Source organism: Citrobacter sp. JUb117 (assembly GCF_024809055.1).
GTDB lineage: Bacteria > Pseudomonadota > Gammaproteobacteria > Enterobacterales > Enterobacteriaceae > Citrobacter > Citrobacter gillenii.
Genome location: NZ_JANUFB010000004.1, coordinates 399,680 through 425,566 on the forward strand (window position 1 = coordinate 399,680; position 25,887 = coordinate 425,566).

29 protein-coding genes are annotated in these 25,887 nt (G+C 53.1%); 11 read left to right on the forward strand and 18 right to left on the reverse strand.

Annotation, left to right across the window (positions count from 1 at the left end):
• Positions 1-6: 6 nt before the first annotated feature.
• Together M2374_RS11840 and M2374_RS11845 are read left to right on the forward strand one after the other, a co-directional pair.
• A complete protein-coding gene (locus M2374_RS11840) occupies positions 7-1,077 on the forward strand; it encodes a 1,4-beta-xylanase (protein ID WP_181688529.1) in 1,071 nt (356 codons plus the stop codon).
• Between the two features lie 166 nt (positions 1,078-1,243).
• Positions 1,244-2,581 (forward strand): hemolysin family protein, encoded by a 1,338-nt coding sequence (locus M2374_RS11845; protein ID WP_096758548.1) that lies wholly within the window; start codon positions 1,244-1,246, stop codon positions 2,579-2,581.
• Positions 2,582-2,665: 84 nt separating this feature from the next.
• On the opposite strand, the gene M2374_RS11850 is transcribed toward M2374_RS11845, so the two are convergent.
• Complete coding sequence (locus M2374_RS11850) at positions 2,666-2,872, reverse strand: DUF1107 domain-containing protein (RefSeq protein WP_003025710.1); 207 nt, start codon at positions 2,870-2,872, stop codon at positions 2,666-2,668.
• A gap of 326 nt (positions 2,873-3,198) precedes the next feature.
• Here M2374_RS11850 and M2374_RS11855 point away from each other — a divergent pair, with 326 nt between their 5' ends.
• Positions 3,199-3,756: a YtfJ family protein gene (locus M2374_RS11855; RefSeq protein WP_135912677.1), complete on the forward strand. Its 558-nt coding sequence runs from the start codon at positions 3,199-3,201 to the stop codon at positions 3,754-3,756.
• Here the strand turns inward: M2374_RS11855 and cysQ are convergent.
• The gene (gene cysQ, locus M2374_RS11860) at positions 3,746-4,486 is read right to left on the reverse strand and encodes a 3'(2'),5'-bisphosphate nucleotidase CysQ (protein ID WP_115259599.1); all 741 of its coding nucleotides are present in this window, start codon (positions 4,484-4,486) and stop codon (positions 3,746-3,748) included. The two genes, M2374_RS11855 and cysQ, sit on opposite strands and share 11 nt — an antisense overlap.
• A 189-nt stretch (positions 4,487-4,675) precedes the next feature.
• Between cysQ and cpdB the strand changes: the two genes are divergently transcribed.
• The gene (cpdB, locus tag M2374_RS11865; protein WP_181688530.1) at positions 4,676-6,619 is read left to right on the forward strand and encodes a 2',3'-cyclic-nucleotide 2'-phosphodiesterase; all 1,944 of its coding nucleotides are present in this window, start codon (positions 4,676-4,678) and stop codon (positions 6,617-6,619) included.
• A gap of 95 nt (positions 6,620-6,714) precedes the next feature.
• Here the strand turns inward: cpdB and M2374_RS11870 are convergent, their stop codons facing one another.
• Positions 6,715-7,089, reverse strand: a complete 375-nt coding sequence (locus tag M2374_RS11870) for a helix-turn-helix domain-containing protein (protein ID WP_115260000.1) — start codon at positions 7,087-7,089, stop codon at positions 6,715-6,717.
• A gap of 88 nt (positions 7,090-7,177) precedes the next feature.
• Between M2374_RS11870 and M2374_RS11875 the strand changes: the two genes are divergently transcribed.
• From M2374_RS11875 to M2374_RS11885, 3 genes are all read left to right on the forward strand, one after another.
• Complete coding sequence (locus M2374_RS11875; RefSeq protein WP_181688531.1) at positions 7,178-8,026, forward strand: SDR family oxidoreductase; 849 nt, start codon at positions 7,178-7,180, stop codon at positions 8,024-8,026.
• 81 nt (positions 8,027-8,107) lie between these two features.
• Complete coding sequence (locus M2374_RS11880) at positions 8,108-8,932, forward strand: AraC family transcriptional regulator (RefSeq protein ID WP_096758553.1); 825 nt, start codon at positions 8,108-8,110, stop codon at positions 8,930-8,932.
• 75 nt (positions 8,933-9,007) lie between these two features.
• Complete coding sequence (locus M2374_RS11885; protein WP_181688532.1) at positions 9,008-9,973, forward strand: DMT family transporter; 966 nt, start codon at positions 9,008-9,010, stop codon at positions 9,971-9,973.
• Positions 9,974-10,030: 57 nt separating this feature from the next.
• Here the strand turns inward: M2374_RS11885 and M2374_RS11890 are convergent, their stop codons facing one another.
• The gene (locus M2374_RS11890; RefSeq protein WP_181688533.1) at positions 10,031-11,602 is read right to left on the reverse strand and encodes a methyl-accepting chemotaxis protein; all 1,572 of its coding nucleotides are present in this window, start codon (positions 11,600-11,602) and stop codon (positions 10,031-10,033) included.
• Positions 11,603-11,847: 245 nt separating this feature from the next.
• On the opposite strand from M2374_RS11890, the gene ytfE reads away from it, so the two are divergent.
• Positions 11,848-12,510 carry an iron-sulfur cluster repair protein YtfE gene (ytfE, locus tag M2374_RS11895; protein ID WP_115259604.1) on the forward strand — a complete coding sequence of 221 codons (663 nt, stop codon included), beginning with the start codon at positions 11,848-11,850 and terminating at the stop codon, positions 12,508-12,510.
• A gap of 63 nt (positions 12,511-12,573) precedes the next feature.
• On the opposite strand, the gene cycA is transcribed toward ytfE, so the two are convergent.
• Both cycA and fklB read right to left on the reverse strand, forming a co-directional pair.
• Positions 12,574-13,983, reverse strand: coding sequence for a D-serine/D-alanine/glycine transporter (cycA, locus tag M2374_RS11900; RefSeq protein WP_096758556.1), 1,410 nt, complete (start codon positions 13,981-13,983; stop codon positions 12,574-12,576).
• Between the two features lie 309 nt (positions 13,984-14,292).
• Positions 14,293-14,913: an FKBP-type peptidyl-prolyl cis-trans isomerase gene (gene fklB, locus M2374_RS11905; RefSeq protein ID WP_168246986.1), complete on the reverse strand. Its 621-nt coding sequence runs from the start codon at positions 14,911-14,913 to the stop codon at positions 14,293-14,295.
• A 219-nt stretch (positions 14,914-15,132) separates the two neighbouring features.
• Between fklB and M2374_RS11910 the strand changes: the two genes are divergently transcribed.
• Positions 15,133-15,783, forward strand: a complete 651-nt coding sequence (locus M2374_RS11910) for an OapA family protein (RefSeq protein WP_096758557.1) — start codon at positions 15,133-15,135, stop codon at positions 15,781-15,783.
• A gap of 88 nt (positions 15,784-15,871) precedes the next feature.
• Here the strand turns inward: M2374_RS11910 and M2374_RS11915 are convergent, their stop codons facing one another.
• The 6 genes from M2374_RS11915 to M2374_RS11945 form a co-directional block, all read right to left on the reverse strand.
• On the reverse strand, positions 15,872-16,798 hold the full coding sequence (locus M2374_RS11915; protein ID WP_096759481.1) for a DMT family transporter: 927 nt from the start codon (positions 16,796-16,798) through the stop codon (positions 15,872-15,874).
• Between the two features lie 142 nt (positions 16,799-16,940).
• Positions 16,941-17,390, reverse strand: coding sequence for a 50S ribosomal protein L9 (rplI, locus tag M2374_RS11920; protein ID WP_003025676.1), 450 nt, complete (start codon positions 17,388-17,390; stop codon positions 16,941-16,943).
• 39 nt (positions 17,391-17,429) lie between these two features.
• Positions 17,430-17,657 carry a 30S ribosomal protein S18 gene (rpsR, locus tag M2374_RS11925; protein ID WP_002210155.1) on the reverse strand — a complete coding sequence of 76 codons (228 nt, stop codon included), beginning with the start codon at positions 17,655-17,657 and terminating at the stop codon, positions 17,430-17,432.
• Between the two features lie 4 nt (positions 17,658-17,661).
• Complete coding sequence (gene priB, locus M2374_RS11930) at positions 17,662-17,976, reverse strand: primosomal replication protein N (protein WP_096758558.1); 315 nt, start codon at positions 17,974-17,976, stop codon at positions 17,662-17,664.
• A gap of 6 nt (positions 17,977-17,982) precedes the next feature.
• Positions 17,983-18,378, reverse strand: coding sequence for a 30S ribosomal protein S6 (gene rpsF / locus M2374_RS11935; protein ID WP_096758559.1), 396 nt, complete (start codon positions 18,376-18,378; stop codon positions 17,983-17,985).
• Positions 18,379-18,536: 158 nt separating this feature from the next.
• Positions 18,537-19,301 (reverse strand): TSUP family transporter, encoded by a 765-nt coding sequence (locus tag M2374_RS11945; RefSeq protein ID WP_096758560.1) that lies wholly within the window; start codon positions 19,299-19,301, stop codon positions 18,537-18,539.
• Between the two features lie 298 nt (positions 19,302-19,599).
• On the opposite strand from M2374_RS11945, the gene yjfY reads away from it, so the two are divergent.
• Positions 19,600-19,875 carry a DUF1471 family protein YjfY gene (gene yjfY / locus M2374_RS11950; protein ID WP_096758561.1) on the forward strand — a complete coding sequence of 92 codons (276 nt, stop codon included), beginning with the start codon at positions 19,600-19,602 and terminating at the stop codon, positions 19,873-19,875.
• A gap of 135 nt (positions 19,876-20,010) precedes the next feature.
• On the opposite strand, the gene M2374_RS11955 is transcribed toward yjfY, so the two are convergent.
• The 6 genes from M2374_RS11955 to ulaA are packed head-to-tail and all read right to left on the reverse strand — an operon-like array spanning position 20,011 to position 24,420.
• The gene (locus M2374_RS11955; RefSeq protein ID WP_115259606.1) at positions 20,011-20,697 is read right to left on the reverse strand and encodes an L-ribulose-5-phosphate 4-epimerase; all 687 of its coding nucleotides are present in this window, start codon (positions 20,695-20,697) and stop codon (positions 20,011-20,013) included.
• The gene (ulaE, locus tag M2374_RS11960) at positions 20,697-21,551 is read right to left on the reverse strand and encodes an L-ribulose-5-phosphate 3-epimerase UlaE (protein ID WP_117342423.1); all 855 of its coding nucleotides are present in this window, start codon (positions 21,549-21,551) and stop codon (positions 20,697-20,699) included. Before ulaE ends, M2374_RS11955 begins: the two co-directional genes overlap by 1 nt.
• Before the next feature lie 9 nt (positions 21,552-21,560).
• Positions 21,561-22,211, reverse strand: a complete 651-nt coding sequence (gene ulaD, locus M2374_RS11965) for a 3-keto-L-gulonate-6-phosphate decarboxylase UlaD (protein WP_096758564.1) — start codon at positions 22,209-22,211, stop codon at positions 21,561-21,563.
• A 13-nt stretch (positions 22,212-22,224) separates the two neighbouring features.
• Positions 22,225-22,692, reverse strand: a complete 468-nt coding sequence (gene ulaC, locus M2374_RS11970; protein ID WP_096758565.1) for a PTS ascorbate transporter subunit IIA — start codon at positions 22,690-22,692, stop codon at positions 22,225-22,227.
• 9 nt (positions 22,693-22,701) lie between these two features.
• Complete coding sequence (gene ulaB, locus M2374_RS11975) at positions 22,702-23,007, reverse strand: PTS ascorbate transporter subunit IIB (RefSeq protein WP_096758566.1); 306 nt, start codon at positions 23,005-23,007, stop codon at positions 22,702-22,704.
• Positions 23,008-23,022: 15 nt separating this feature from the next.
• A complete protein-coding gene (gene ulaA / locus M2374_RS11980) occupies positions 23,023-24,420 on the reverse strand; it encodes a PTS ascorbate transporter subunit IIC (protein WP_096758567.1) in 1,398 nt (465 codons plus the stop codon).
• Between the two features lie 366 nt (positions 24,421-24,786).
• Here ulaA and ulaG point away from each other — a divergent pair, with 366 nt between their 5' ends.
• On the forward strand, positions 24,787-25,851 hold the full coding sequence (gene ulaG / locus M2374_RS11985) for an L-ascorbate 6-phosphate lactonase (protein ID WP_181688534.1): 1,065 nt from the start codon (positions 24,787-24,789) through the stop codon (positions 25,849-25,851).
• Positions 25,852-25,887: the final 36 nt, after the last annotated feature.

Genomic DNA, 25,887 nt, shown 5'->3' on the forward strand with positions numbered 1-25,887 from the left:
CGCATCATGTATAAACCCTGGAGCAAAACGCAAGCACAGCGCTGGCATCAGCAGCAACCCTGGGGCTGTGGTTTTAACTATTTACCACGTACAGCGGTCAACTGGCTCGACATGTGGCAAGCCGAGAGTTTCGATATCCACACCATCGAACAGGAACTTCGCTGGGCCAGCCAGTACGGCTATAACCAGTTGCGAACGAACTTACCGTTTACCGTCTGGCAGCATGACCGCGATGGCCTGATTGGCCGTATCGACACCTTTCTAAGCATTGCACACGCCCACGGTATCAAGGTGATGTTGACGCTGCTCGACGACTGCGCCTTTTCCGGCGATGAACCGTTTATCGGCCTGCAAAAAGCCCCGGTTCCCGGCGTGCATAATAGCCAGGCGGCGGGCAGTCCGGGACGGGCCTGCATAATGGACAGAACCTGCTGGCCGCACATTGAAGCCTACGTTCGCGATATCATTCGATACTATCGTCATGACTCGCGCATCTGCGTCTGGGATCTCTACAATGAGCCCGGCAATGGCGGGATTTTCTGTAGCACAGGTGAATTTGCCCGTTACGACGACCGGCTGGAAATTTACGCCTTGACCCTGCTAACCCACCTGTTTAGCTGGGCGCGACAGGAGTCGCCGTCTCAGCCCCTAACCGTCGCCGCCTGGCATATTGACGATCGCGCAGCATGCGGGAGCGCCTTTACCCATCCGATAGATGTTGCCGCACTGCGACTTTCAGATGTCATTAGCTACCATGCGTATGTTGATACCCCAGGCCAACTGTCTCTTTTGTCACAGCTCGCTGAGTTTGGCAGACCGGTTTTCTGTACCGAATGGCTGGCCCGCCACGTTGGTAGCCGAATAGAAGAACAGCTGCCGCTGTTTAACGCGCAGCGCGTTTCCAGCTATCACTGGGGGCTGGTGCAGGGCAAAACGCAAACCTGGCTACCGTGGCCGGATATCGAGCTCAACGACAAGACCGCACAGCTATGGTTTCATGATGTCCTGAAGCCAGACGGTTCACCCTATTGCGAACAAGAGATGCAGACCGTACGCCGGATTAACGCCGTTGGATAAGCCGTAATAATCCCCCTCTGGCGACTTTACAGTACCTTACGCTATACTAGCTTCTGAATTTACCGGCTCACTTCCACGAGCCGGTCTTTAGTTTGAATTCAATATAGATTCATACGGATTTATCCATTTCCCTTCCGAGGATCTGGCCTTAACGGCTGGATAAGATATGTTAAACAGTATTTTAGTCATTCTCTGCCTGATCGCCGTGAGTGCGTTTTTCTCGATATCCGAGATCTCGCTTGCCGCATCACGCAAAATTAAACTTAAGCTGCTTGCCGATGAAGGCAACATTAATGCGCAACGCGTAATGAAGATGCAGGAAAACCCCGGCATGTTCTTCACGGTGGTGCAAATTGGCCTTAACGCCGTCGCCATTCTTGGCGGTATCGTGGGTGATGCGGCATTTTCCCCGGTCTTTTACGGCCTTTTCTCAAAGTACTTTGCTCCAGAACTGTCCGAACAACTGAGCTTTATTTTGTCGTTCTCGCTAGTAACGGGTCTGTTCATCCTGTTCGCGGATTTAACCCCGAAACGCATCGGTATGATTGCGCCAGAAACTGTGGCTTTGCGCATCATCAACCCGATGCGCTTCTGTTTAATGGTGTTCCGTCCGCTGGTGTGGTTCTTCAATGGGCTGGCAAACAGTATTTTCCGGCTGTTCAAGATCCCAATGGTGCGTAAAGATGACATCACCTCCGATGATATCTATGCCGTATTTGAAGCCGGTGCGCTGGCGGGTGTCTTGCGTAAGCAGGAGCATGAGCTGATCGAAAACGTGTTCGAACTGGAATCCCGTACCGTACCGTCATCCATGACCTCACGTGAGAACGTCATCTGGTTCGATCTGCACGAAGATGAGCAGAGCCTGAAGAACAAAGTGGCGGAACATCCACATTCCAAGTTTCTGGTGTGTAACGAAGATATCGATCACATCATCGGCTACGTGGACTCCAAAGATCTGCTGAACCGTGTGCTGGCCAACCAAAGCATGGCGCTGAACAGCGGCGTACAGATCCGCAATACGCTGATCGTCCCGGATACCCTGACGCTGTCTGAGGCGCTGGAAAGCTTTAAAGCCGCAGGCGAAGACTTTGCCGTTATCATGAACGAGTACGCGCTGGTGGTGGGCATTATCACACTGAACGACGTGATGACCACGTTGATGGGTGACTTAGTCGGTCAGGGTCTGGAAGAACAGATTGTGGCGCGTGACGAGAACTCCTGGCTTATCGACGGCGGTACGCCCATTGATGACGTGATGCGCGTACTGGATATCGACGAGTTTCCGCAGTCCGGCAACTATGAAACCATCGGTGGTTTTATGATGTTTATGCTGCGTAAAATCCCGAAACGTACCGACTCAGTGAAGTACTCAGGCTATAAATTCGAAGTGGTGGACATCGATAACTACAAGATCGATCAGCTGCTGGTGACGCGTCTGGACAGCAAACCCACCGTTCTGGTGCCAAAGCTGCCGGATGCGAAAGAAGACGGCGCGGCATAAGTTTGCCGACCTGAAAACATCAACGGCTCCTGTTACAGGAGCCGTTTTTTTATAGACTACTTAAACTACCGCATAGCACTTTGATCAAGCCATCTCAGTTTGCAGACGCAAGACCTGACGGTTAACTTCGGACATAACAGAAAAATGCAGTTTGTCCTTCACTTTTGGGATAAGAATCTTACCCTTATCAAATTCAAAAGCGCCTACGTCCTTGATATATAACCGTCCACGAAACAGGATCTTCACGTACTTCGCCACCTGCAGCGGGTTGTACCGTTGGAAAATTTTCATTGTTGTCTCCTGCTGAGCATTACGCCTTTGCGGTACCACAATCGGTCCGACAATCCTCAGGCGCAAATTTTAATGCCATATGACTATAGACTATCTCTACGTTGTTTCCAGCGTGTATAAGTTTATTTACCTTCAGGTTACAATTATTCAGAATTATCTTTTCAACGTTTCGCTGTCCTCAGTATAAGCCTTCATTTTTCACAGGATTTGTGCGCTCGTCCGCAAACTGGCATTGCGCTTGCGGGAAAAAGCATCAATCGCACATATGCTTAAACTCCACACCCAAGTGGTCGGATCACCTGCAAAATAAGAAAGAAGGAAACACCATGACCTTACAAAAACTGCTGGCACTGTCGTGCCTGTTGCTGCCGATGATGGCCTCTGCCCATAAATTTGAAACCAACCAGCGCGTGCCGCCGGTCGGGATCGCCGATCGCGGCGAACTGATTCTTGATAACGATAAGTTTAGCTACAAAAGCTGGAATAGCGCGCAGTTGCCGGGGAAAGTTCGCATTGTGCAACACATCGCCGGACGCACCTCGGCAAAAGAGAAAAACGCCACATTGATTGAGGCCATCAAAGCGGCGAACTTGCCGCACGACCGCTATCAGACCACCACCATCGTTAACACGGATGATGCCATTCCCGGCTCCGGCATGTTTGTACGCAGCAGCCTTGAGAGCAACAAGAAGCTTTACCCGTGGTCACAGTTTATTGTCGACAGCAATGGCATCGCGCGTAAAACCTGGCAACTGGACGAAGAGAGCTCAGCCATCGCGGTCCTCGACAAAGACGGTCGCGTTCAGTGGGCGAAAGACGGGGCGTTAACGCAGGAAGAGGTGCAGCAGGTTATCGCCCTGCTGCACAAATTGCTCAGTAAATAGAGACCCGGAAGCCGGGGTTAAGGAACGATTCACGCGGGGTGTAATCCAACGGTTTACCCTGCCAGTCGTGAACGTGCGCTCCGGCTGCCGCGGCAACGGCGTGGCCTGCTGCGGTGTCCCAGACGTTGGTCGGCCCAAAACGCGGGTACAGCTGTGCCTGCCCTTCAGCCACCAGGCAGAACTTCAGCGATGAGCCAATCGACGTGGTCTGGTGCTCACCGAGCTGTTGCAGATACTCTTTTAGCTCGTTGTCGGCATGCGAACGGCTTATCACCACCAGCGGTGGACGCGCGTCGCGCACCTGGATTTGTTTGTGCACGCCGCACTCTTCTTTCCAGGCTTTACCTTCGGCCGCGCTGTACATCACCTTCATTACCGGGGCATATACCACGCCCAGTACCGGTTTTCCTTTCTCGATCAACGCGATATTAACGGTAAATTCACCGTTACGTTTGATGAACTCCTTGGTACCATCCAACGGATCAACCAGCCAGTAACGCTGCCAGTGCTGGCGGATATCCCAGCCCGGCGGATCCTCTTCTGACAACACCGGTATATCCGGCGTCAACGCCTGTAATCCTGCAAGGATCACCGTGTGCGCGGCAATATCCGCCGCCGTGACCGGAGAATCATCCTGCTTGCTGGTGATTTCTATCGGTTTGATTCCATCGTAGACCTGCATAATGGCATCGCCCGCGTTCCGTGCAAGCTGGCATACATGTTCTAGCATTCTCCACCTCATTTATAGCAGCGGTGTTAACTCGTTGTTTTACTTATACCCGATCGTTAGAGGATCCGCCAACTGTGATAGCGCCTGCGGTTTTAAACGCTCTATTCATGGCATGATTCACACTTCTGTAAGCAATAAGCTGTATATACATTTTCTTTTGTGGCCTGGTTCTAAAAAGGATGCCCTCTGATGATTAAGTTTAGTGCAACGCTTCTGGCCACGCTGATAGCGGCCAGCGTGAATGCCTCAACCGTCGATCTGCGCATAATGGAAACCACTGATTTGCATAGCAATATGATGGATTTCGATTATTACAAAGATACGCCAACGGAAAAATTCGGCCTGGTACGTACGGCAAGTCTGATCAATGCCGCCAGAAATGAAGTCAAAAACAGCGTACTGGTCGATAACGGCGATCTGATTCAGGGCAGCCCGCTAGGAGATTACATGGCGGCGAAAGGGCTGAAAGCCGGCGAAACGCACCCGGTTTATAAGGCGCTGAATACGCTGGATTACACGGTCGGCAACCTCGGCAACCATGAATTTAACTACGGTCTGGACTATCTGCATAAGGCGCTCGCAGGCGCGAAGTTCCCTTACGTTAACGCCAATATCATCGACGTTAAAACCAAAAAACCGCTTTTTACCCCCTATTTGATTAAAGACACCGAGGTGGTCGACAAAGAGGGTCACAAGCAGACGCTGAAAATTGGCTACATCGGTTTTGTGCCACCGCAAATCATGACCTGGGATAAAGCCAATCTCAGCGGCAAAGTGACAGTGAATGACATCACCGAAACCGCACGTCAATACGTACCGGAAATGCGGGCCAAGGGCGCGGATGTGGTCGTCGTGGTGGCTCACTCGGGCCTTTCTGCCGACCCGTATCAGGCTATGGCGGAGAACTCGGTTTATTACCTCAGCGAAGTACCGGGTGTTGATGCCATCATGTTTGGTCATGCTCACGCCGTGTTCCCGGGGAAAGACTTTGCCAACATCAAAGGCGCAGATATCGCTAAAGGTACCCTGAACGGCGTTCCGGCAGTAATGCCAGGCATGTGGGGCGATCATCTGGGCGTGGTGGATTTGGTGCTGAATAACGACAGCGGGAAATGGCAGGTCACCCAGGCGAAAGCTGAAGCCCGCCCGATTTATGATGCGGCGGCAAAAAAATCCCTGGCCGCTGAAGACACGAAAATTGTTGAGATCCTGAAAGCCGACCACGACGCCACGCGCGAATTCGTCAGCAAACCAATCGGTAAATCGGCCGATAACATGTACAGCTATCTGGCGCTGGTGCAGGACGATCCGACCGTGCAGGTGGTGAACAACGCGCAAAAAGCTTACGTTGAACGCTTTATTCAGGGCGATCCGGATCTGGCGAAACTGCCGGTACTTTCCGCCGCCGCACCGTTTAAAGTGGGCGGCCGTAAGAACGATCCGGCCAGCTTTGTTGAAGTGGAAAAAGGCCAGCTCACCTTCCGCAACGCCGCCGATCTGTATCTCTATCCCAACACGCTGGTAGTGGTAAAAGCCAGCGGTAAAGAGGTGAAAGAGTGGCTGGAATGTTCCGCAGGACAGTTTAATCAGATTGATATTCACAGCAGCAAACCGCAGTCGCTGATCAACTGGGATGGCTTTCGTACCTATAACTTCGACGTGATCGACGGCGTAGACTATCAGATTGATGTGTCACAACCCGCCCGCTACGACGGCGAATGCCAGACGGTCAACCCGCAGGCAGAGCGTATTAAGCATCTGACCTTTAACGGTAAACCTATCGACCTGGACGCTACCTTCCTGGTAGCAACCAATAACTATCGCGCCTACGGCGGTAAGTTTGCCGGTACCGGCGACAGCCATATCGCCTTTGCCTCACCGGATGAAAACCGCTCGGTGCTGGCCGCGTGGATAGGGGCCGAGACGAAGCGTGCCGGTGAAATTCACCCGGCGGCGGATAATAACTGGCGTCTGGCGCCGATCCACAGCGAGACGAAGCTGGATATTCGTTTTGAAACCTCGCCGTCCGATAAAGCCGCCGCGTTTATCAAAGAAAAAGGACAGTATCCGCTGCAAAAAGTCGCCACCGACGATATCGGTTTTGCGATTTATCAGCTGGATTTGAGTAAGTAATTTTAGTGCCGGATGCGACGCAATAGCGTCTTATCCGGCCTACGCATGAAGCCGACTTGTAGGCCGGATAAGCGCAGCGCCATCCGGCACATCGTTCACCCCGGGATCCGCTGCGCCAAAACCTGCGGTAAATTCATTTCTATCCAGTCCGCCAGTGCGGCAACTTTATCACTCACCTGCTCACCCAACGGCGTCAGACTGTATTCCACGTGCGGCGGTACCACCGGATACGATACCCGGTTGATAAACCCGTCCTGCTCCAGCGCCTGTAAGGATTGCGCCAGCATCTTTTCACTGACACCACCCATCTTACGGCGCAGATCGCTAAAACGGTGCGTGCCGTCGCGCAGCGCCACCAGAATCAATACTCCCCAACGGCTGGTAACGTGTTTTAACACCTCGCGGGAAGGACACTGTTCAGCAAATAAGTTGCCGTCGCGCAGTTGCTGAGAAAGCGTCGAATCTGTCATTTTCATACTTACCTTTTTGTGCGTACTTACTAAAAGTAAGTTTAGGTGTTAGCGTGAGTCAACACAAGACAAAAACCTGGAGTTCCTCATGATTGCGATTACCGGCGCCACTGGCCAACTGGGCCAACACGTTATTGAAAACCTGCTGAAAACCGTTCCCGCCAGCCAGATTGTGGCGATTGTGCGTAACCCAGCTAAAGCCGCTGCCCTCAGCCTGCAGGGTATTACCGTCCGCCAGGCGGATTACACCGACGAAGCTGCCTTTACCACCGCATTGCAAGGCATCGACAAACTGCTGCTGATCTCCTCAAGCGAAGTCGGACAGCGTACCCCACAGCACCGCAACGTGATCAATGCGGCGAAATCTGCACGAGTGAAATTCATCGCCTACACCAGCCTGCTGCATGCCGACACCTCCCCGCTGGGGCTGGCAGATGAACACGTGGCAACCGAGAAGATGCTGGCAGAATCCGGCCTCGATTACGCGCTGCTGCGTAACGGTTGGTACAGCGAAAACTATCTCGCCAGCGCCCCCGCCGCCCTCGAGCACGGCGTGTTTATTGGTGCCGCCGGAGACGGCAAAATCGCCGCCGCCACCCGCGCGGACTATGCTGCCGCCGCCGCGCGCATCATCAGTGAAGAAGGCCATGCCGGGAAAATCTACGAGCTGGCGGGAGATGAAGGCTGGACGCTGAGCCAGTTGGCCGCCGAACTGGCTCAACAGAGCGGCAAAAAAGTGGTGTATCAGAACCTTAGCGAGGCCGATTTTGCCGCCGCGCTGAAAGGGTTTGGCCTGCCTGCCGGACTGGCAGAAATGTTGGCCGACTCTGATATCGGTGCCTCAAAAGGTGGACTGTTTGACGACAGCCATACGCTGAGCACACTGATTAAACGCCCGACCACATCGCTGGCGGAGAGCGTCAGCGGCATCGTATAACTGTTAAAATTTGGTTAATTACGGTGGCATCCCCGCGCATCCTCTCTGATAATGATAAGACGATGTGTGGGGAGAGATAACGTGCAGGGTGTACCTGAGCAGTTTATTGATGAGAAAGACAGCGCCCGTTTTCGCCATCTGGCGCAGATACCGGGCGTTGAGCTGTATCATGCGCATATCTCGCGTTATGCGTTTGAGCCTCATACCCACGAAGCGTTTGGCATTGGCGCGATCGAAGCCGGCGCCGAGCGTTTTCGCTATCGTGGCACCCAGTACGTGGCACCGGCCCATTCCGTCGTGACCATGAATCCCGATGAGCTGCACACCGGCGAGGCTGAAACCGCCGACGGCTGGCGCTACCGGATGATTTATCTCGACCCCTCTCTTCTGCAAGAGGTCACCGGGATCCGCCACTGGTGGTTCCATGATGTGACGCGCCACGATCCCCACCGTTCACGCCAGATCTGTTCGCTGATCCACGGGATGTGGAACACCGAGGATCCGCTGGCACAAAAAGGATTGCTGCTCGATCTGATCGACACCTTCCAGCCACTGGCTCGTCATGCGCCGGTGTCGCGGGAAGGCGCGCATCGCTTTGATCGCGTGCGCGAATATCTGCATGATAACTACATGCACCCGGTTACGCTCGACGAACTGGCTCGCGTGGCTGCGCTCAGCCCCTGGCATTTTCAGCGCCAGTTCAAACTGCACTTTCACGTCACCCCGCATCAGATGCTCATGGCTGTTCGCCTGTGGCGCGCCAAAGACTTTCTCACGCGCGGTATGCCCGCCGCCGACGTTGCTGCGGCAACCGGCCTGACCGACCAGTCGCACCTCACCCGCGCGTTTACCCATCGCTACGGTATTACGCCTGTGCGTTATCAGAAGCAGGTTTATTCGCGCTAATGCGCAATCTCATACAATACAGCGGCATTTTCCCTGCCTACACTCGGCGCAATGTTCAATGATGTGGATGTCAAAATGATTAGCGGTGTGTTGTACGCCCTGCTGGCGGGGTTGATGTGGGGGCTGATTTTTGTCGGGCCGTTGATCGTGCCGGAATACCCGGCGGTATTACAGTCGATGGGACGCTACCTGGCGCTGGGGCTGATTGCCCTGCCGCTGGCCTGGCTGGGTCGCGGACGTCTGCGTCAGCTATCGCGCAAAGACTGGAAAACCGCGCTGGCTCTGACCATGATGGGCAACCTGATTTATTATGTTTGTCTGGCCAGCGCCATTCAGCGCACCGGTGCGCCGGTCTCGACGATGATCATCGGCACGCTACCGGTAGTGATCCCGGTCTTCGCCAATCTGCTCTATAGCCAGCGTGACGGTAAATTATCCTGGTGGCGCTTGGCCCCGGCGCTGGTGCTGATCGGCATTGGCCTGCTGTGCGTGAATATTTCTGAGTTGAATCAGGGGTTACCTGATTTTAGCGGCTGGCGCTACGGGTCGGGTATCGCCCTGGCACTGGTTTCCGTGGTGTGCTGGGCATGGTATGCGCTGCGTAATGCCCGCTGGCTGCGTGAAAACCCTGATAAGCATCCGATGATGTGGGCCACCGCCCAGGCACTGGTGACGCTGCCCGTTTCTCTGCTCGGTTACATTGCGGCCTGCCTGTGGCTGAACGGGCAAACGCCGGACTTCTCCCTGCCCTTCGGCCCGCGTCCAGGCGTATTTATCGGCCTGATGGTCGCCATTGCGGTGCTGTGTTCGTGGGTGGGGGCATTGTGCTGGAACATCGCCAGCCAAAAGCTGCCAACGGTGATCCTCGGGCCGTTGATTGTATTCGAGACGCTGGCGGGACTGCTGTATACCTTTATCTTGCGCCATGAAATGCCGTCGGCGCTGACGATTAGCGGCATCGCGTTATTGGTTATCGGTGTGGTGGTGGCCGTCAATGCCAAGCCGGAGAAACCGAGCGTCGTCGTGGTTCCACAATCATAATGTGCCGAATGGCGCTGCGCTTATCCGGCCTACGCGATAATAGGCCGGATAAGGCGTTTACGCCGCCATTCGGCGCGACACTTTAAATACCGCAACGGTCTGATTCAGGCGTGCCGCCTGTTCTTCGAGCGCCGCCGCCGCTGACGCGGATTCTTCCACCAGCGAGGCGTTTTGCTGCGTCACGCGATCCATCTCGGCAACGGCCTGACCAACCTGATCGATTCCCCGACTCTGCTCATCAGAGGCCGAAGCAATCTCACCCATGATATCGGTCACGCGGGTGACGGCGCTGACGATCTCCGCCATTGTTTCACCCGCTTCATGTACCAGTGCAGTACCGGCGTTGACCCGATAACCAGAATCATCAATCAGGGCCTTAATCTCTTTCGCCGCCTGCGCGCTGCGCTGCGCCAGAGTGCGCACTTCTCCTGCTACTACCGCAAAACCACGCCCCTGTTCACCGGCCCGTGCGGCTTCTACCGCCGCGTTCAGCGCCAGAATATTGGTCTGGAAGGCAATACCGTCAATAACAGTGGTAATTTGCGCGATTTTGCTGGAACTGGTGGCAATTTCATCCATGGTACGCACCACGCCATCAACCACCGTGCCGCCTTTTTGCGCCGTCTGCGAGGCATTTTTTGCAAGGCTAGTCGCCTGTCGTGCATTATCCGCATTCTGTCTCACGGTAGCGGTGAGCTGTTCCATGCTGGCTGCCGTTTCCTCCAGCGATGCGGCCTGCTGTTCGGTACGCGAGGAGAGATCGTTACTGCCCGCGGCGATTTCACCCGCCCCGGTGTAAATGGTATCGGCCCCATCACGCACCACGCTAACCGTGTTCGCCAGCGACTGCTGCATATCGCGGACGTTACGTGCCAGCAGCGCCATTTCATTGCTGCCGTCAGCACTGATGCTGTGGGTCAGGTCACCTGCGGCAATATGGCGAATATGTTCCATCACCTCGCGCAGTGGCTTCAACAGCACGCGCTGCATGGCTATCCAGCTAACGACAATCACCGTGACCACAATCAGCATGACGGCAGACAGCAACCAGATAATTTTCTGGTAGTCATTCTCGTTATCCTGCACGCCCGCATTTGCCAGCGCGGATTGTGCCGCACGCCATTCCTGATACACACCCTGCATTGCCGTCTGCTTTTGTTCAGCATTCTGTTTGAACATCTCTTCCAGTTTGCCTTCCGCCAGCAGCGCGTTCATTTTGGCAAGCGTGGTCGAATAAATGCCGTACTGCTCTTCCAGTCGATCAGCCAGATGTTCATCCAGACCCGGCGTTTCCGGCAACGCATAGTATTTATCGTAATGCTCTTTCGCTTCTGCCAGCAGTCGATTTGCCGTGCTTACCAGCTCTGTTAGCTGCCCGCCGTTCACCTCGCTGGCCATCGTGCCCTGCAGACGCAGCATGCCCCGGTTGAGCGTGACGCGCGCCTGGTTCAGGCTAATCCACGCATCGGTAAACTCGGCCACGTTCTGGCTGGAAAGCTGAGACACGTTAAAATTTTGCTTATCGTTGTTGAGTGCGCCAATAAAAACGCCTGCGGAGATGAGCTGCATCGCGCCCAGGGAAAGTAACACGGTGATAAGTAAGGTTATCACTTTGATTCGTTTGAACATCTGTTGCCTTTTTATTATGCAGGTATTGTCTGAGGTCTAACTATCGGCAGCCGCGCCCGCTTATTTAATCTTCTGACGCGGCTTTTTTCGCCGTTTTACGCCTTTTCAATAAGATTCAGCAGGTTAACGGTATAAGAAATTTTCGTGACAGCCATCACAAATCCCACCACCCCGAAAGGGGTATATCCTTCGCTATAAGTTGCATTTAAAATACATCTTATATTATTGAGAATGAGGTAACGGCTATGTCTTATCGCGATCAACCTTTAGGTGAACTGGCGCTCTCTATTCCTCGCGCTTCGGCACTGTTTCGTAAGTACGATATGGATTACTGCTGCGGCGGTAAGCAAACGCTGGCACGCGCTGCCGCACGTAAAGAGCTGGATGTCGAGGCTATCGAAGCCGAACTGGCAAAACTGGCTGAGCAACCGTTGGAAAAAGACTGGCGCAGCGTGGCACTGGCAGAAATTATCGACCATATCGTCGTTCGTTATCATGACCGCCACCGCGAACAGCTGCCGGAACTGATCCTGCAGGCCACCAAAGTTGAACGCGTGCACGCAGACAAGCCAAACGTACCACGCGGTCTGGCGAAAAACCTGACCATGCTGCATGACGAGCTGTCCAGCCACATGATGAAAGAAGAGCAGATCCTGTTCCCGATGATCAAACAGGGAATGGGTAGCCAGGCAATGGGGCCAATCAGCGTAATGGAAAGCGAGCATGACGACGCCGGTGAGCTGGTCGAAGTGATCAAGCACATCACCCAAAACGTGACGCCGCCGCCGGAAGCCTGCACCACCTGGAAAGCCATGTATAACGGCATTAACGAACTGATCGACGACCTGATGGAACACATCAGTCTGGAAAACAATGTGTTGTTCCCGCGTGCCCTCGCTGGTGAATAAAAAGGGCGCCTGAGAGCGCCCTGATTGATGAAGCATTAGAGCCGCGTCGCGGCTCTTTTTTTATTAACGTACACCTGCCATACGTTTCTTACCGATAAACAACCAGCCCAGCCCCAGCGCAATGAACCACAGCGGCGTGACGATCAGCGCCTGACGGGTATCTTCTTCCAGCGTCAGCAGTACCAGCACGAACACGAAGAACGCCATGCACACCCAGCACATCACCTTGCCCCACGGCATTTTGTAAATCGACTTCTCATGCAGCTGCGGACGCTGTTTGCGGTACACCAGGTACGAGCAAAGAATGATGGTCCAGACAAACATGAACAGAATCGCCGATACGGTGGTGATCATGGTGAACGCACCGATTACGCTCGGATTAACGTACAGCATCACCACACCGCCCAGCAGGCAGATACAGGAGAAGGTTAAGCCTTTCGCCGGAACGGCACGTTTGGACAGCTTGGCGAACGCTTTCGGTGCCACGCCTTCCTGCGCCAGACCGAACAACATACGGCTAGTCGAGAACACACCGCTGTTCGCAGAAGACGCCGCAGACGTCAGAACCACAAAGTTAATCAGGCTCGCCGCCGCCGGCAAGCCGACCAGCACGAACAGTTCGACAAACGGGCTCTTGGTTGGAACCACCGAGCCCCACGGGGTGACGGACATAATCACAATCAGCGCGAACACGTAGAACATGATGATACGGATTGGAATCGAGTTAATCGCACGCGGCAGGGATTTCTCCGGATCTTTGGTTTCCGCCGCTGTCGTCCCGACCAATTCAATACCCACGAACGCAAACACCGCAATCTGGAAGCCCGCAAAGAAGCCGCTCAGACCTTTCGGGAACCAGCCACCGTCATTCCACAGGTGGGTGAACGATGCCTGAACACCAGTAGGTGACTGGAAGTGCGTCAGTACCATCACCAGACCAACCACGATCAGGCCGACGATGGCGACAATTTTGATCATCGCAAACCAGAATTCCATCTCACCAAACATTTTCACCGTGGCGAGGTTGAGGACCAGCAGCAGAATGATTACCGCCAGCGATGCCACCCAGTCGGATAGCCCAGGGAACCAGAATTGCGCATACGCGGTAATGGCAACGACGTCCGCCATCCCGGTCACGACCCAGCAAAACCAGTAGGTCCAGCCGGTAAAATACCCAGCCCACGGCCCGAGCAGGTCAGAGGCGAAATCACTAAAAGATTTGTATTCGAGATTCGAGAGCAGCAATTCTCCCATTGCGCGCATCACGAAAAACAGCATAAAACCGATGATCATATAAACAAAGATGATCGACGGCCCGGCGAGGCTGATGGTTTTCCCGGAGCCCATAAACAGGCCGGTACCGATAGCGCCACCAATGGCAATAAGTTGAATATGACGGTTTGTGAGATTGCGCCGCAGCGACTGTTCAGACGAAGCCTCTTCGTCGGCAACGACTTTTACCTGATCTACCATGTTTTTTTCTTCCTGTACCTGTCTGTGTTGTTCAGGCTCTACGGCCTTTGGTGTGTCTATGATACGACGATCCCGTTATCAGGACTCATCGATATTAGGTAAGAATTGGCGGGATGAATACTAAGATTTAGATATAATGTTAATTTTATGTTTAAAGTGAGTGTCATATCACTCTGATAGCGCGAATCAGCTCACAAAAATACGCGCAAGCGCGCTATTTGCAAGATAAAATATCGACATCGGTATAACTATAGCTTTTCACGCTATTTTTCTGCTCCCCCCAAGGCTGAGGGGAACAGAAGTCACTGCTTACAGGATTTCAAGCAGCTCAACGTCGAATACCAGCGTGCTGAACGGAGGAATGGACGCACCCGCGCCACGCTCACCGTAGGCCAGTTCCTGAGGGATAGTCAGCTCCCATTTGGAACCCACCGGCATCAGGGTCAGCGCTTCAATCCAGCCAGGGATAACGCCGTTAACCGGGAATTCAGCCGGTTCACCACGGGCAACGGAGCTGTCGAACACGGTACCGTCGATCAGTTTACCGGTGTAGTGCACGCGTACACGGTCGGTACGTGCCGGAATAGCCCCTTCGCCCTGCGTCAGAACGCGGAACTGCAGACCGGATTCAGTGCTGTTTACACCGTCTTTCTCACGGTTTTCTTCCAGATATTTGACGCCATCAGCAGCCATAGACTGGAAACGCTCACGACGGACCGCATCAGCACGTTCGTGGATTTCACGCAGCGCACGGTGAACAACGTCAACCGGCACAGCTGGATGTTTGCCTTCCAGCGCGTCAGCAATACCCGCAACCAGCGCTTCAGGCAACAGCCCTTCCAGACCGGATTCGCTCAGCTGCTGTCCTACCTGCAAACCAATGCCGTAGCTTGCTTGCGCTTCGATAGTGTCAAAAGTCGGGGTGGCCATCATATTTCCTTTCATCGGAGGTAAAGTAGCGGGCAGCATAGCAGCCATGCCGCATCCGGTAAAACTTTGTCTCGGGAACAGATGACAAATCGCGAGGAAACATAAACAATAGGAATATCCCGCGTTGACGTCACGAAAGCGGGCATGAAGGCAAATATCATAGAATCAGGCATCTATACTCTATGATTCAGGAACGAGACGCGGAGCAGGAGGAAAGCCATGCCCGGGCGCTTTGAATTAAAACCAACCCTGGCGAAAATCTGGCATGCACCGGACAATTTTCGCATTATGGACCCGCTACCGCCTATGCATCGCCGCGGCATTATTGCTGCCGCTATCGTGCTGGTGATAGGTTTCCTGCTCCCTTCCAACGATACCAGCGATACTCCTGCGGTCACACGTGATGCCCAGTTGGATCTCCAGTCGCAATCGCAGCCACCCACTGAAGCTCAGCTGCAGGCGCAGCTGGTCGCCCCGCAAAACGATCCGGGTCAGATGGCACCGGTCGCACCGGAACCCATCCAGGAAGGCGATCCCGATGCGCAGCCGCAAGCCCAGCAGTCCCAGCCTCAGACGCAGCCTTTTCAGCCCGATAGCGGGATTGACCAACAATGGCGTACCTACCGTGTAGACTCCGGAAAAACGCTCGCCCAGGTGTTCCGTGACCATAATCTTCCACCGACCGATGTGTATGCCATGGCGCAGGTTGAAGGTACCGGAAAACCGCTGAGCAACCTGAAAGACGGTCAGATGATACAAATCAGGCAGAATGCCAATGGCGTGGTCACGGGGTTAACCATCGATACCGGCAACGGCCAGCAGGTGCTGTTTACCCGCCAGCCTAACGGCAGCTTTATTCGCGCACGTTAAATGTACTGATTGCCGGGTGGCGACTTCGCCTTACCCGGCCTACGGCTCCCGCGATTGTAGGCCTGATAAGCGGTAGTGCCATCAGGCGTTACCGCTTCACCTTATTCACCCACCAAATCCCCGAACAGACCAGCACCAGCGCCACTGCGTATTTCCATTCGAGAATGTTCTCACCAAGAAAAATCGACGACAGCACCGCACCAGAGACCGGGATCAGGAAGTTAAACGGCGCGATCATTCCCACGCGGTTGTATTTGAGCAGAATACTCCACAGTGCGAACGCCACTGAGGAGAGCAGCGTCAGGTAGCCCAGAATCGCCACCGATGCAGAGCCGTGGACGGTAAGTGTTCCGCCAAAAGCGTAGCCACCGATAACCAGAGCCAGACCGCCCATCCCCAGCTGATACCCCGTCATTACCGTCGGGTCAACCGTCTGCGAAATACGTTTTCCGTACAGCGTAGCGGCAGAGAGAATAAAGGCCGCCAATACCACTGAACCGTCTCCTAACAGGGTAAAGCTAAAATCCATCAGCCCACTGTTAAAATTCACCACCATCACGCCAGCAAAGCCCAGAATGCAGCCCAACGCTTTGTTGTAGCTCAGCTTGTCGTTCTGATAGATAAAGTGGGCCAGCAGCACACTAAAGAACGTTCCGGTGGCGTTCATGATTGAGCCTTTCACACCCGTGGTGAAGGCCAGACCGATATAGAAGAAGATGTATTGCAGCGAGGTTTGCGTCAGCCCCAGCAGCGTAAGCTGACCAAATTGACGCGGACTTAACCTGCCAATGGGTTTGCGCTGCGCCATCGCCAGCAGTAGCAGCAATAACCCCGCAAACAAAAATCGGTATCCGGCAAAAACAATCTTTGACGGAATATCATCGGTGGCAATCTGGAAAATCTCATATCCGCTTTTAATCGCCGGATAGGCGCTCCCCCACAGCAGGCAGCAAAATGCCGCGCTCAGGTAGACCACGTTTTTACGCGCGAACAGAGGTTGGTGCGTTGTGTCCATGCCATCACCACTTTGAAATTGTGTTTTATTTTTATGATTATCGCGAAAAGGATAAAGAATAGCCAGAGCGAAAAACAGGAGGGCAGAAAAGCAAAACGCCGGCACAAGGCCGGCGCTTTTACGCGGTTTTTAGAATAAAAACTTATTCTGCAACTACGTTTACAGTCAGCTTAGCAAACACTTCGCTGTGAACCTGGAAGCTCACTTCGTGCTCGCCAGTGGTACGCAGAACGCCGTTCGGCAGACGAACTTCGCTCTTAGCTACTTCAACGCCAGCTGCAGTTACAGCGTCAGCGATGTCGCGAGTACCGATGGAACCGAACAGTTTACCTTCGTCGCCTGCTTTAGACGCGATGGTTACGGTTTCCAGTGCATTGATTTTCTCAGCGCGAGCTTCAGCAGCAGACAGAACGTCAGCCAGTTTGGCTTCCAGTTCAGCGCGACGTGCTTCGAAGAATTCAACGTTTTTCTTGGTAGCAGGAACAGCTTTACCCTGTGGTACCAGGAAGTTACGAGCGTAGCCCGCTTTAACGTTAACCTGATCACCCAGGCTACCCAGGTTTGCTACTTTATCAAGCAGAATAACTTGCATTACCTTATCCTCTTAAAGTCGTTAATAGACAGCGGCCGATTACTGATGACGATCGGTATACGGCAGCAGGGACAGGTAGCGAGCGCGCTTGATGCAGCGAGCCAGCTGACGCTGGTATTTTGCACGAGTACCGGTGATACGGCTCGGGACAATTTTACCGCTTTCGGTAATGTAGTTTTTCAACGTTGCGATGTCTTTGTAATCAATCTCAACAACGCCTTCCGCGGTGAAACGGCAGAACTTGCGACGACGGAAATAACGTGCCATATGGCTAGTCTCCAGAATCTATCAATTCAATCTGCTCGGCATGCAGAACCATTTTGCTCAGGCCGTTCTTTGCCTTGTGGCAAGAAATGAACCCCTGAACAGTTACTGCGCTACCGACCGTTATACTGTGAGTAATGGCCTGGTTTTCGTGTCCGCTAATAATAACGGGCATTTGGCACCACGCCTGCCGGTGGAAACCGGCTTCCTCCTGCACAGAACGATGCTCAAGCACGAACTGGCAATGAGGAATTCCTGATGGGCTGACCTTGCGAAGCGGCGTCCTGCACACTGTGCCAGATAACACCAAACGGTTGGTCATCAGAAATTACTCTTCAGAATCCCCAGCTTCAGCATCATCTGCGGTTTCGTTAGCGAAATCATCGCGACGTTCACGACGCTCGTCTTTCGCTTTAACCATCGGAGATGCTTCGGTAACAGCGTGCTTAGTACGCATTACCATGCTACGGATAACGGCATCGTTGAAGCGGAAGTTTGTTTCCAGCTCATCGATAACTTCCTGCGGCGCTTCAACGTTCAGCAGAACGTAGTGAGCTTTGTGCAGTTTGTTGATCGGGTAAGCCAGCTGACGGCGGCCCCAGTCTTCCAGACGGTGGATCGTGCCTTCTGCTGCAGTGATTGCACCAGTGTAGCGTTCGATCATACCCGGAACCTGTTCGCTCTGGTCAGGATGGACCATAAAAACGATTTCGTAATGACGCATCGAATTGCTCCTTACGGATTATTCAGCCTCCTGTCTGGGTCAGCCGAGGCCCATGGAGGCAAGGAACGTGTTAAAGGTCGGCTGAAAAATGACGCGTCATAATACTGGCGGTAGCAGGTAAACTCAAGGTGATTGTATGAATATTTATCAAACCGTCATTAATACATATCCACCAGCATTTTGACACTGATGCAAATCGAGACAATCACAATCATCGGTCGGATGACTTTCTTCCCACGCGTCAGTACTACCGAGGCTCCAAGACGCGCACCGAGAGATTGCCCAACGAACATCACCAGTCCCAGCGACCAGATCATTTTACCGCCGAAAATGAAGAACAGAATCGAGGCGATGTTCGACGCCAGGTTAATAAAGTTGGAGTGAATTTGCGCCTTATCGATGCCGTATCCCCATAACGTGATATAGCAGAGCGTATACAAGGAACCGGCCCCTGCGCCGAGAAAACCGTCATAAAAACCTACGCACCCACCGCCGATAAGTGAAAAGAGAAACAGCGATACCTGCTGCTTTCTTTTTGGTTCGCTCAGGTTAGGGGCAAAAATAAAGTAGATGGCGACGGTAATTATCAGCACCGGCAGCAGCTTTTTTAGCAGGTCCGGCTCAATGAACTGAATCAGTGTGGTACCCAGCGCGGAACCGATAAAGGCAGATAAGAACACATACTTGTGTTCCTGCACGTTGATATGCCCCCGGCGCAAAAAGTAAATCCCAGAGGTGAGTGAACTACCCAAGGCCTGAATTTTATTGGTCGCCAGCGCATTGGCCGGCGGTAAACCGGAGATCAACAATGCGCCAATTGAAAGAAACCCACCGCCCCCTGAAACCACATTAATAAAACCCGCCACCAGCGCAACCATAAACATAATCACGAAGTAGCTGAAATCCATGAATGAAGTATCCATAAGCTTTTGCCTTATAATCATGAAGTTATATTCTTTTTCAGCTCACTATAAACGGCGTACCCTTCCGGTTAAATTGACCATTTGGTAAGAGCTTATGCCGGGCAAACAGGAATTTTTTAACCGTAGCGGAAGGTATCAGTTGATTGTTAATTAAAGAAAAGACGGCTATGCGGTAATTTTTTGAACAACTGCATCAGAAATGGTCGCTATCGACTCTGTCGGTTGTGGTTAAAATTAAATCAGAAGTTATCCACTCACAGGAGAGCGCTAACCAGAGACCGCGGTCGAGGAGGTACCTATGCGAACCCGTGTGTTGACCCTTTTGGCCGTGCTATTGCTCAGTGCAAATGCAATGGCAGCCATTGAAATTACCCACCGTCAGGCCAGGAATATGGATGATGTGCAGAGCTTAGGCGTGATTTACATAAACCATAACTTCGCCACTGAAAGTGAAGCAAATCAGGCCCTGAATGAAGAAACAGATGCGCAAGGCGCCACCTACTACCACGTGATCCTCACCAGGGAACCCGGAAGTAACGGAAATATGCACGCCAGCGCGGATATTTATCGCTAGCTACCCAGAAATAACCAACGAGAACATTGCCACAGTTTGACTTGCCCCCTTGATTGGGGGCTTTTTTTGCAGTAAAACGCCGCCGAAGCCAGACCGATAACATCCCCTTAAAGATTTAGCTCCGGGGCATTTTTCTTACTTCTGCCCGTAATAGGCGTTCGGACCGTGCTTACGCATGAAGTGTTTATTCATCAGGTAATCGTCGATGGGGTTAAGCCCGGGGTTAATGCCGCGCGCAATCCACGCCATCTTTGCCACCTCCTCCATCACCACCGCATTATGCACCGCATCCTCGGCATCTTTACCCCAGGCAAACGGGCCGTGCTGATAGACCACAATGCCCGGCGTATGTAACGGCTCAACGTCGGCTAGCGTTTCTATGATCACCTTTCCTGTGTTCAGCTCATATTCGCCCTGCACTTCTTCTTCCGTTAATGCCCTGGTGCAGGGAATATCGCCAAAAAAGTAATCCGCATGGGTGGTTCCCAGCGCCGGGATCGCCTGCCCCGCCTGCGCCCATGCTGTGGCGTGGGTAGAGTGGGTATGCACTATGCCGCCAAGCGATGGATAACGCTGATACAGCGCCAGATGAGTCGCGGTATCAGAGGAAGGGCGATAGCCACCCTCCACCACGTTCCCTGACATATCCACCACCACCATATCGTCTACTGTCATATGCGTATAGGCGACACCGCTGGGCTTGATTACCACCTGCCCGCGTTCACGGTCGATAGCGCTGACGTTGCCCCAGGTAAAGGTCACGAGGCCATAGCGCGGCAGATCCATATTGGCTTCGAACACCTGCTGTTTGAGTTTTTGCATTACGCCGCCTCCACCAGACCTGCGCTTGCCATTCGGGCCTTCACCCAGTCACGCGCTTTCGCCACTTCCGCCGCCGGGTCGTCAGTGGTTTCACTCCACATCTCAATCAGATAGGGTCCGCAATAGCCACTCTGCTTGAGCGTCTCAAAACAGCGCTCGAAATCGACAACGCCTTCACCAAACGGTACGTTCTTAAATACGCCGGGTTTAGTGTCTTTCACGTGTACGGCGACGATGTGTCCGATTCCGGCCTGTAGCTCCATCTGCACGTCGTTATCCCACGCCGACAGGTTGCCGATGTCTGGGTAGAGCTGGAACCACGGGTTATTCAGGTAGTGCGCGTAGCCTAGCGCCTTGCTGATCGAGTTCATCAGCGGGTAATCCATGATCTCCATCGCCAGCGTCACCTGTGCGCGGCTCGCCATCTCGACGCTCTCTTTCAGCCCGTCGCGAAAACGCCGACGCGTCTCGTTGTTGGCTTCTTGATAGTAAACGTCATAGCCCGCCAGTTGGATGACTCGAATGCCGACGTCCTGGGCGAACTGGATCGCTTTACGCATGATCTCCAGCCCCTGAGCACGTACCACGTCATCTTCACTGCCGAGCGGGAAGCGACGATGGGCGCTCAGGCACATCGACGGTACCCGCACGCCGGTTTCGGCAACGGCGTTAACCAACGTCAGACGCTGCTCACGGCTCCAGTCGAGACGCGCCAGGCGAGCGTCGGTTTCATCGACTGACATCTCAACGAAGTCAAAACCCAGCGTTTTCGCAAGCTGTAGCCGCTCCATCCAGCACTCTCCGGCGGGGAGTGCTTTCTCGTAGATGCCGAGCGGAATTTGTTTCGACAGCATAATTGCTCCTTAGCCCCACAGCTGGGCAATAGAGCGTTTAAACTGACGCGCGGCTTCAACCGGGGAAGCGGCATCGCGAATGCTGCGACCCGCGATAAAGACGTGAATCGGAATGCCTTTGAACAGCGGCAGATCTTCCAGCGCCAGGCCACCGGTCACCGTGACCTTAAAGCCCATATCAGACAGACGTTTGATCGCGCTGATATCCGCGTCACCCCACGCCACACCTGCTGCCTGTGCATCGCGACTGCGGTGATACACCACCTGTTGAATGCCCGCTTCACGCCACTCCTGCGCTTGCTCCCAGGTCCAGTAGCCGGTCAGTTCAATCTGCACGTCGCCATTGAACTCTTTCGCCACGTCCAGCGCACCTTTGGTGGTATTGATATCTGCACAGCAGATAACTGTCACCCAATCCGCGTTGGCTTCAAAACACATGCGGGAGAGAATTTTTCCCGCGTCGGCGATTTTGGCGTCTGCCAGCACGATTTTATGCGGATACAGCGCTTTCAGGTCGCGAACCGCACGCACGCCTTCGGCAACGCAAAGAATGGTACCCACTTCAATAATGTCTACTTCATCGGCAATCAGGCGTGTCGTTTCATACGCGGAAGACATGGATTGGTTATCCAGCGCAACCTGCAACATAGGTAATGACATTTTGGTGTTCCTTTTAAACAGCCGCCGCGGTGGCGTTATCAATTAAATCCAGCACTTCCTGCGCGGTGCGGCAGGCACGTAAACGGTCGAAGTTAGCTTCATCGTCAAACAGGTTAACGATCTGCATGATGCCCACTTCTTGATGGGTGTTGGCGTCAACAGCCGCCATCGTTATCAGGATATCGACAGGGTCGTTATCTTCATGGTTGAAGACCAGCGGCGTTTTCAGGGTCACCAGCGCAAAACCGGTTTTCTTCACACCTTCTTCTGGGCGCCCGTGCGGCATCGCCAGACCCGGCGCTATCACAAAATAGGGACCATGTTGGGCAACGCCATCCAGAATGGCCTGGTAGTAGCGCGGCTCAACCACATCAGCCTTAACCAGCAGATCAACGCCCAGCTTGACCGCCTCCTGCCAGGTGCTGGCCTCGGCCTGTAATAGGATCGCGTTATTGTCCGCCAATGAATCTCGTAATTTCATATGGCGTCCTTACTTCACATCTTGTGGGAAATGCGCGTTGATCACTTCCAGCAGCTTTGGACCAAAGTCAGCGGGCGACAGCATGTTACGTACACCCACCACGTATTTATTGCCGGTAACGGTAATCTCACCGGCGATGTGGGTGGAGGCGATGATGATATCCGCGCCGCTCAGTTCACTTTTGTATTCACCCACCGCGCAGCTGTTCACCGTGTGGTCGATATTTGACTGGGTTAAAAACTGGTCCACTTTCATTTTCATAATCATGGAGCTGCCTTGCCCATTACCACATACAGCCAGAATACGTACGGTCATAATCGGAACTCCTTATTAAGCAGACTGTTCTGCCAGTTGTTTTTCTGCGTCTTCCTCAGCGCGCAATGAGCGTCCTGCGAAAAACATATAAGCCAGTGCAATCACAATAATGACGGCCATAAAAATCAGCCCTATGGAGGCGAAGCCCTGCATCATCGGCGGTGCCAAAATTGACCAGTCCGCCATACCCATCCAGGCGCTCATACCGGTGAGTTTCACCGCCCAGACGCAGCCGAAGATTTCAATCATCCCCATCACCAGGCAAATCTTGAGCGCAGCACGCCAGCCGCCAAAGTGATTAGCAAACACGCCGATAGTGGCGTTAGAGAAGAACATCGGGATAAAGCCCGGAATGATCAGAATGGAGGAACCTACGCCGACAAGGATGCCGACGGCGATCAGCTGACCGATGGTGCCCCACATAAAGCCCCAGACCACAGCATTCGGCGCGAAGCTATAAATGGCCGCACAGTCGATGGCCAGTACCGCCCCTGGGATTAGACGCTGGGAGATACCGTTAAAGGCTTCAGAGAGTTCGGCGACAAACATGCGCACGCCCTGAGTAATAATGAAAATGGCCACCGCAAACGAGAAGCCGGTTTGCAGGATATAGACCGTCCAGTGGGTTTTCCCCGCCATCGCCTGCACCACATCGATACCGAAAGAGAGCAGGATCGCACCGAAGAAAATGGTCATCACAATCGCTGTCGAGACGATATTGTCGTGGAAGATATTCAGCCAGCCTGGCAGCTTGAGGTCTTCAACGCTTTCCTCTTTTTTGCCCAGATACGGTGCGATTTTATAAGCAATCCACGACGCAAACTGCTGTTGGTGCCCGATAGAGAAGCCGCAGCCATCAGTCACTTCCTGCGTCGGCTTGTACATCATGTTTGAAGTGATGCCCCAGTAAAGCGACACCAGCACCGCAGTGCAGATAATGGTGGTCCACATGGAATAGCCGAAGATATAAAACGAGACCGCAATCAATCCCGCCTGCTGGAACATGATGTGCCCGGTCAGCATGATGGTGCGAATCCCGGTAATCCGTCGTAGCAACACGTAACAGATGTTCAGCGCCAGCGCTAACAGCACCGCATAGCCCACCCAGCTATAAGCGTCGCCCATGCGTTCGATGGTTGCCATCATTGAGGCGTAGGTATCGGAAATCGCCCCGTTGATGCCATAAACCTCAGACATCTTCGCCACGACCGGTTTGAACGTGCTGGTGAGAATGCCGGACCCGGCCTGTAGCAGCATAAAGCCGATGATCGTTTTGATAGTGCCCTTGATGATAACGCTGACACTTTTACGCAGCAGGATGTAACCGAGGCAGGTCACAATACCCAACAGCAGCGGGGCGTTGGTCATGACCTGATTAAAGAACACGGTAAAGATGTTGTAGAGGATCTCCATAACGATCTCCAGTAGACGAAGTTGCTGAACATTCATTACAGATGCCCAGGATATTGTGCCCTCACTTTAGTTTTCAAAAGTAATCACATCAAGATTGAATTTGATTAAATGTGATGCAGTACGCAAATTATTCACTTACGAATGAAATGGTTTTTCCCACATTCAATCAAACGAAAATAAAATCAATAAAAACAATTAAATATGATTATTAATTAATGAGATGGCACTTTATCTTATTGCAATATTTATCGAGAGCGTCTCTTTTTGTTGAAAAAACACGCATTGCCATTTTGATAAAATAGTGTCAGGATTAATCAAAATAAGTCACAATTTGATTTAACTTGAACAAACCTGAAGGTAAATGCGATGAGTAAAGTAAAAAGTATCACGCGTGAATCATGGATCCTGAGCACATTCCCGGAGTGGGGCAGCTGGCTAAACGAAGAGATCGAACAAGAACAGGTTGCACCAGGCACCTTTGCGATGTGGTGGCTGGGCTGTACCGGAATTTGGCTGAAATCGGAAGGCGGGACTAACGTCTGCGTTGATTTTTGGTGCGGAACAGGCAAGCAGAGCCACGGTAATCCACTGATGAAAACAGGCCATCAGATGCAGCGTATGGCAGGCGTGAAGAAACTCCAGCCAAACCTGCGCACCACGCCGTTTGTTCTCGATCCTTTCGCTATTCGCCAGATCGATGCCGTTCTCGCCACGCACGATCATAACGATCATATCGACGTGAACGTTGCTGCCGCCGTCATGCAGAACTGTGCCGACGATGTGCCGTTTATCGGACCACAAACCTGTGTGGATCTGTGGGTGAGTTGGGGCGTGCCAAAAGAACGCTGCATCGTGGTGAAGCCAGGCGACGTCGTTAAAGTAAAAGATATTGAAATCCATGCGCTCGACGCGTTTGATCGTACGGCATTAATCACCTTGCCTGCGGATCAAAAAGCGGCAGGTATCCTGCCTGACGGCATGGATGCACGTGCGGTTAACTACCTGTTCAAAACGCCGGGCGGTACGCTATATCACAGCGGTGATTCTCACTACTCCAACTATTATGCAAAGCACGGCAACGAGCATCACATCGACGTCGCACTTGGCTCCTACGGTGAGAACCCGCGCGGTATCACCGACAAAATGACCAGTTCCGATATGCTGCGTATGGCAGAAGCGCTGAATACCCAGGTGGTTATCCCCTTCCACCATGATATCTGGTCAAACTTCCAGGCCGATCCACAGGAGATCCGTGTTCTTTGGGAGATGAAAAAAGACCGGCTGAAGTATGGCTTCAAACCGTTTATCTGGCAGGTTGGCGGCAAGTTCACCTGGCCGCTGGACAAAGATAATTTTGAGTATCACTACCCGCGCGGCTTTGAAGACTGCTTTACCATTGAACCGGATTTACCGTTTAAATCCTTCCTGTGATTGCAGTTAAAATGCCGGGTCTTCCCGGCATTTTTA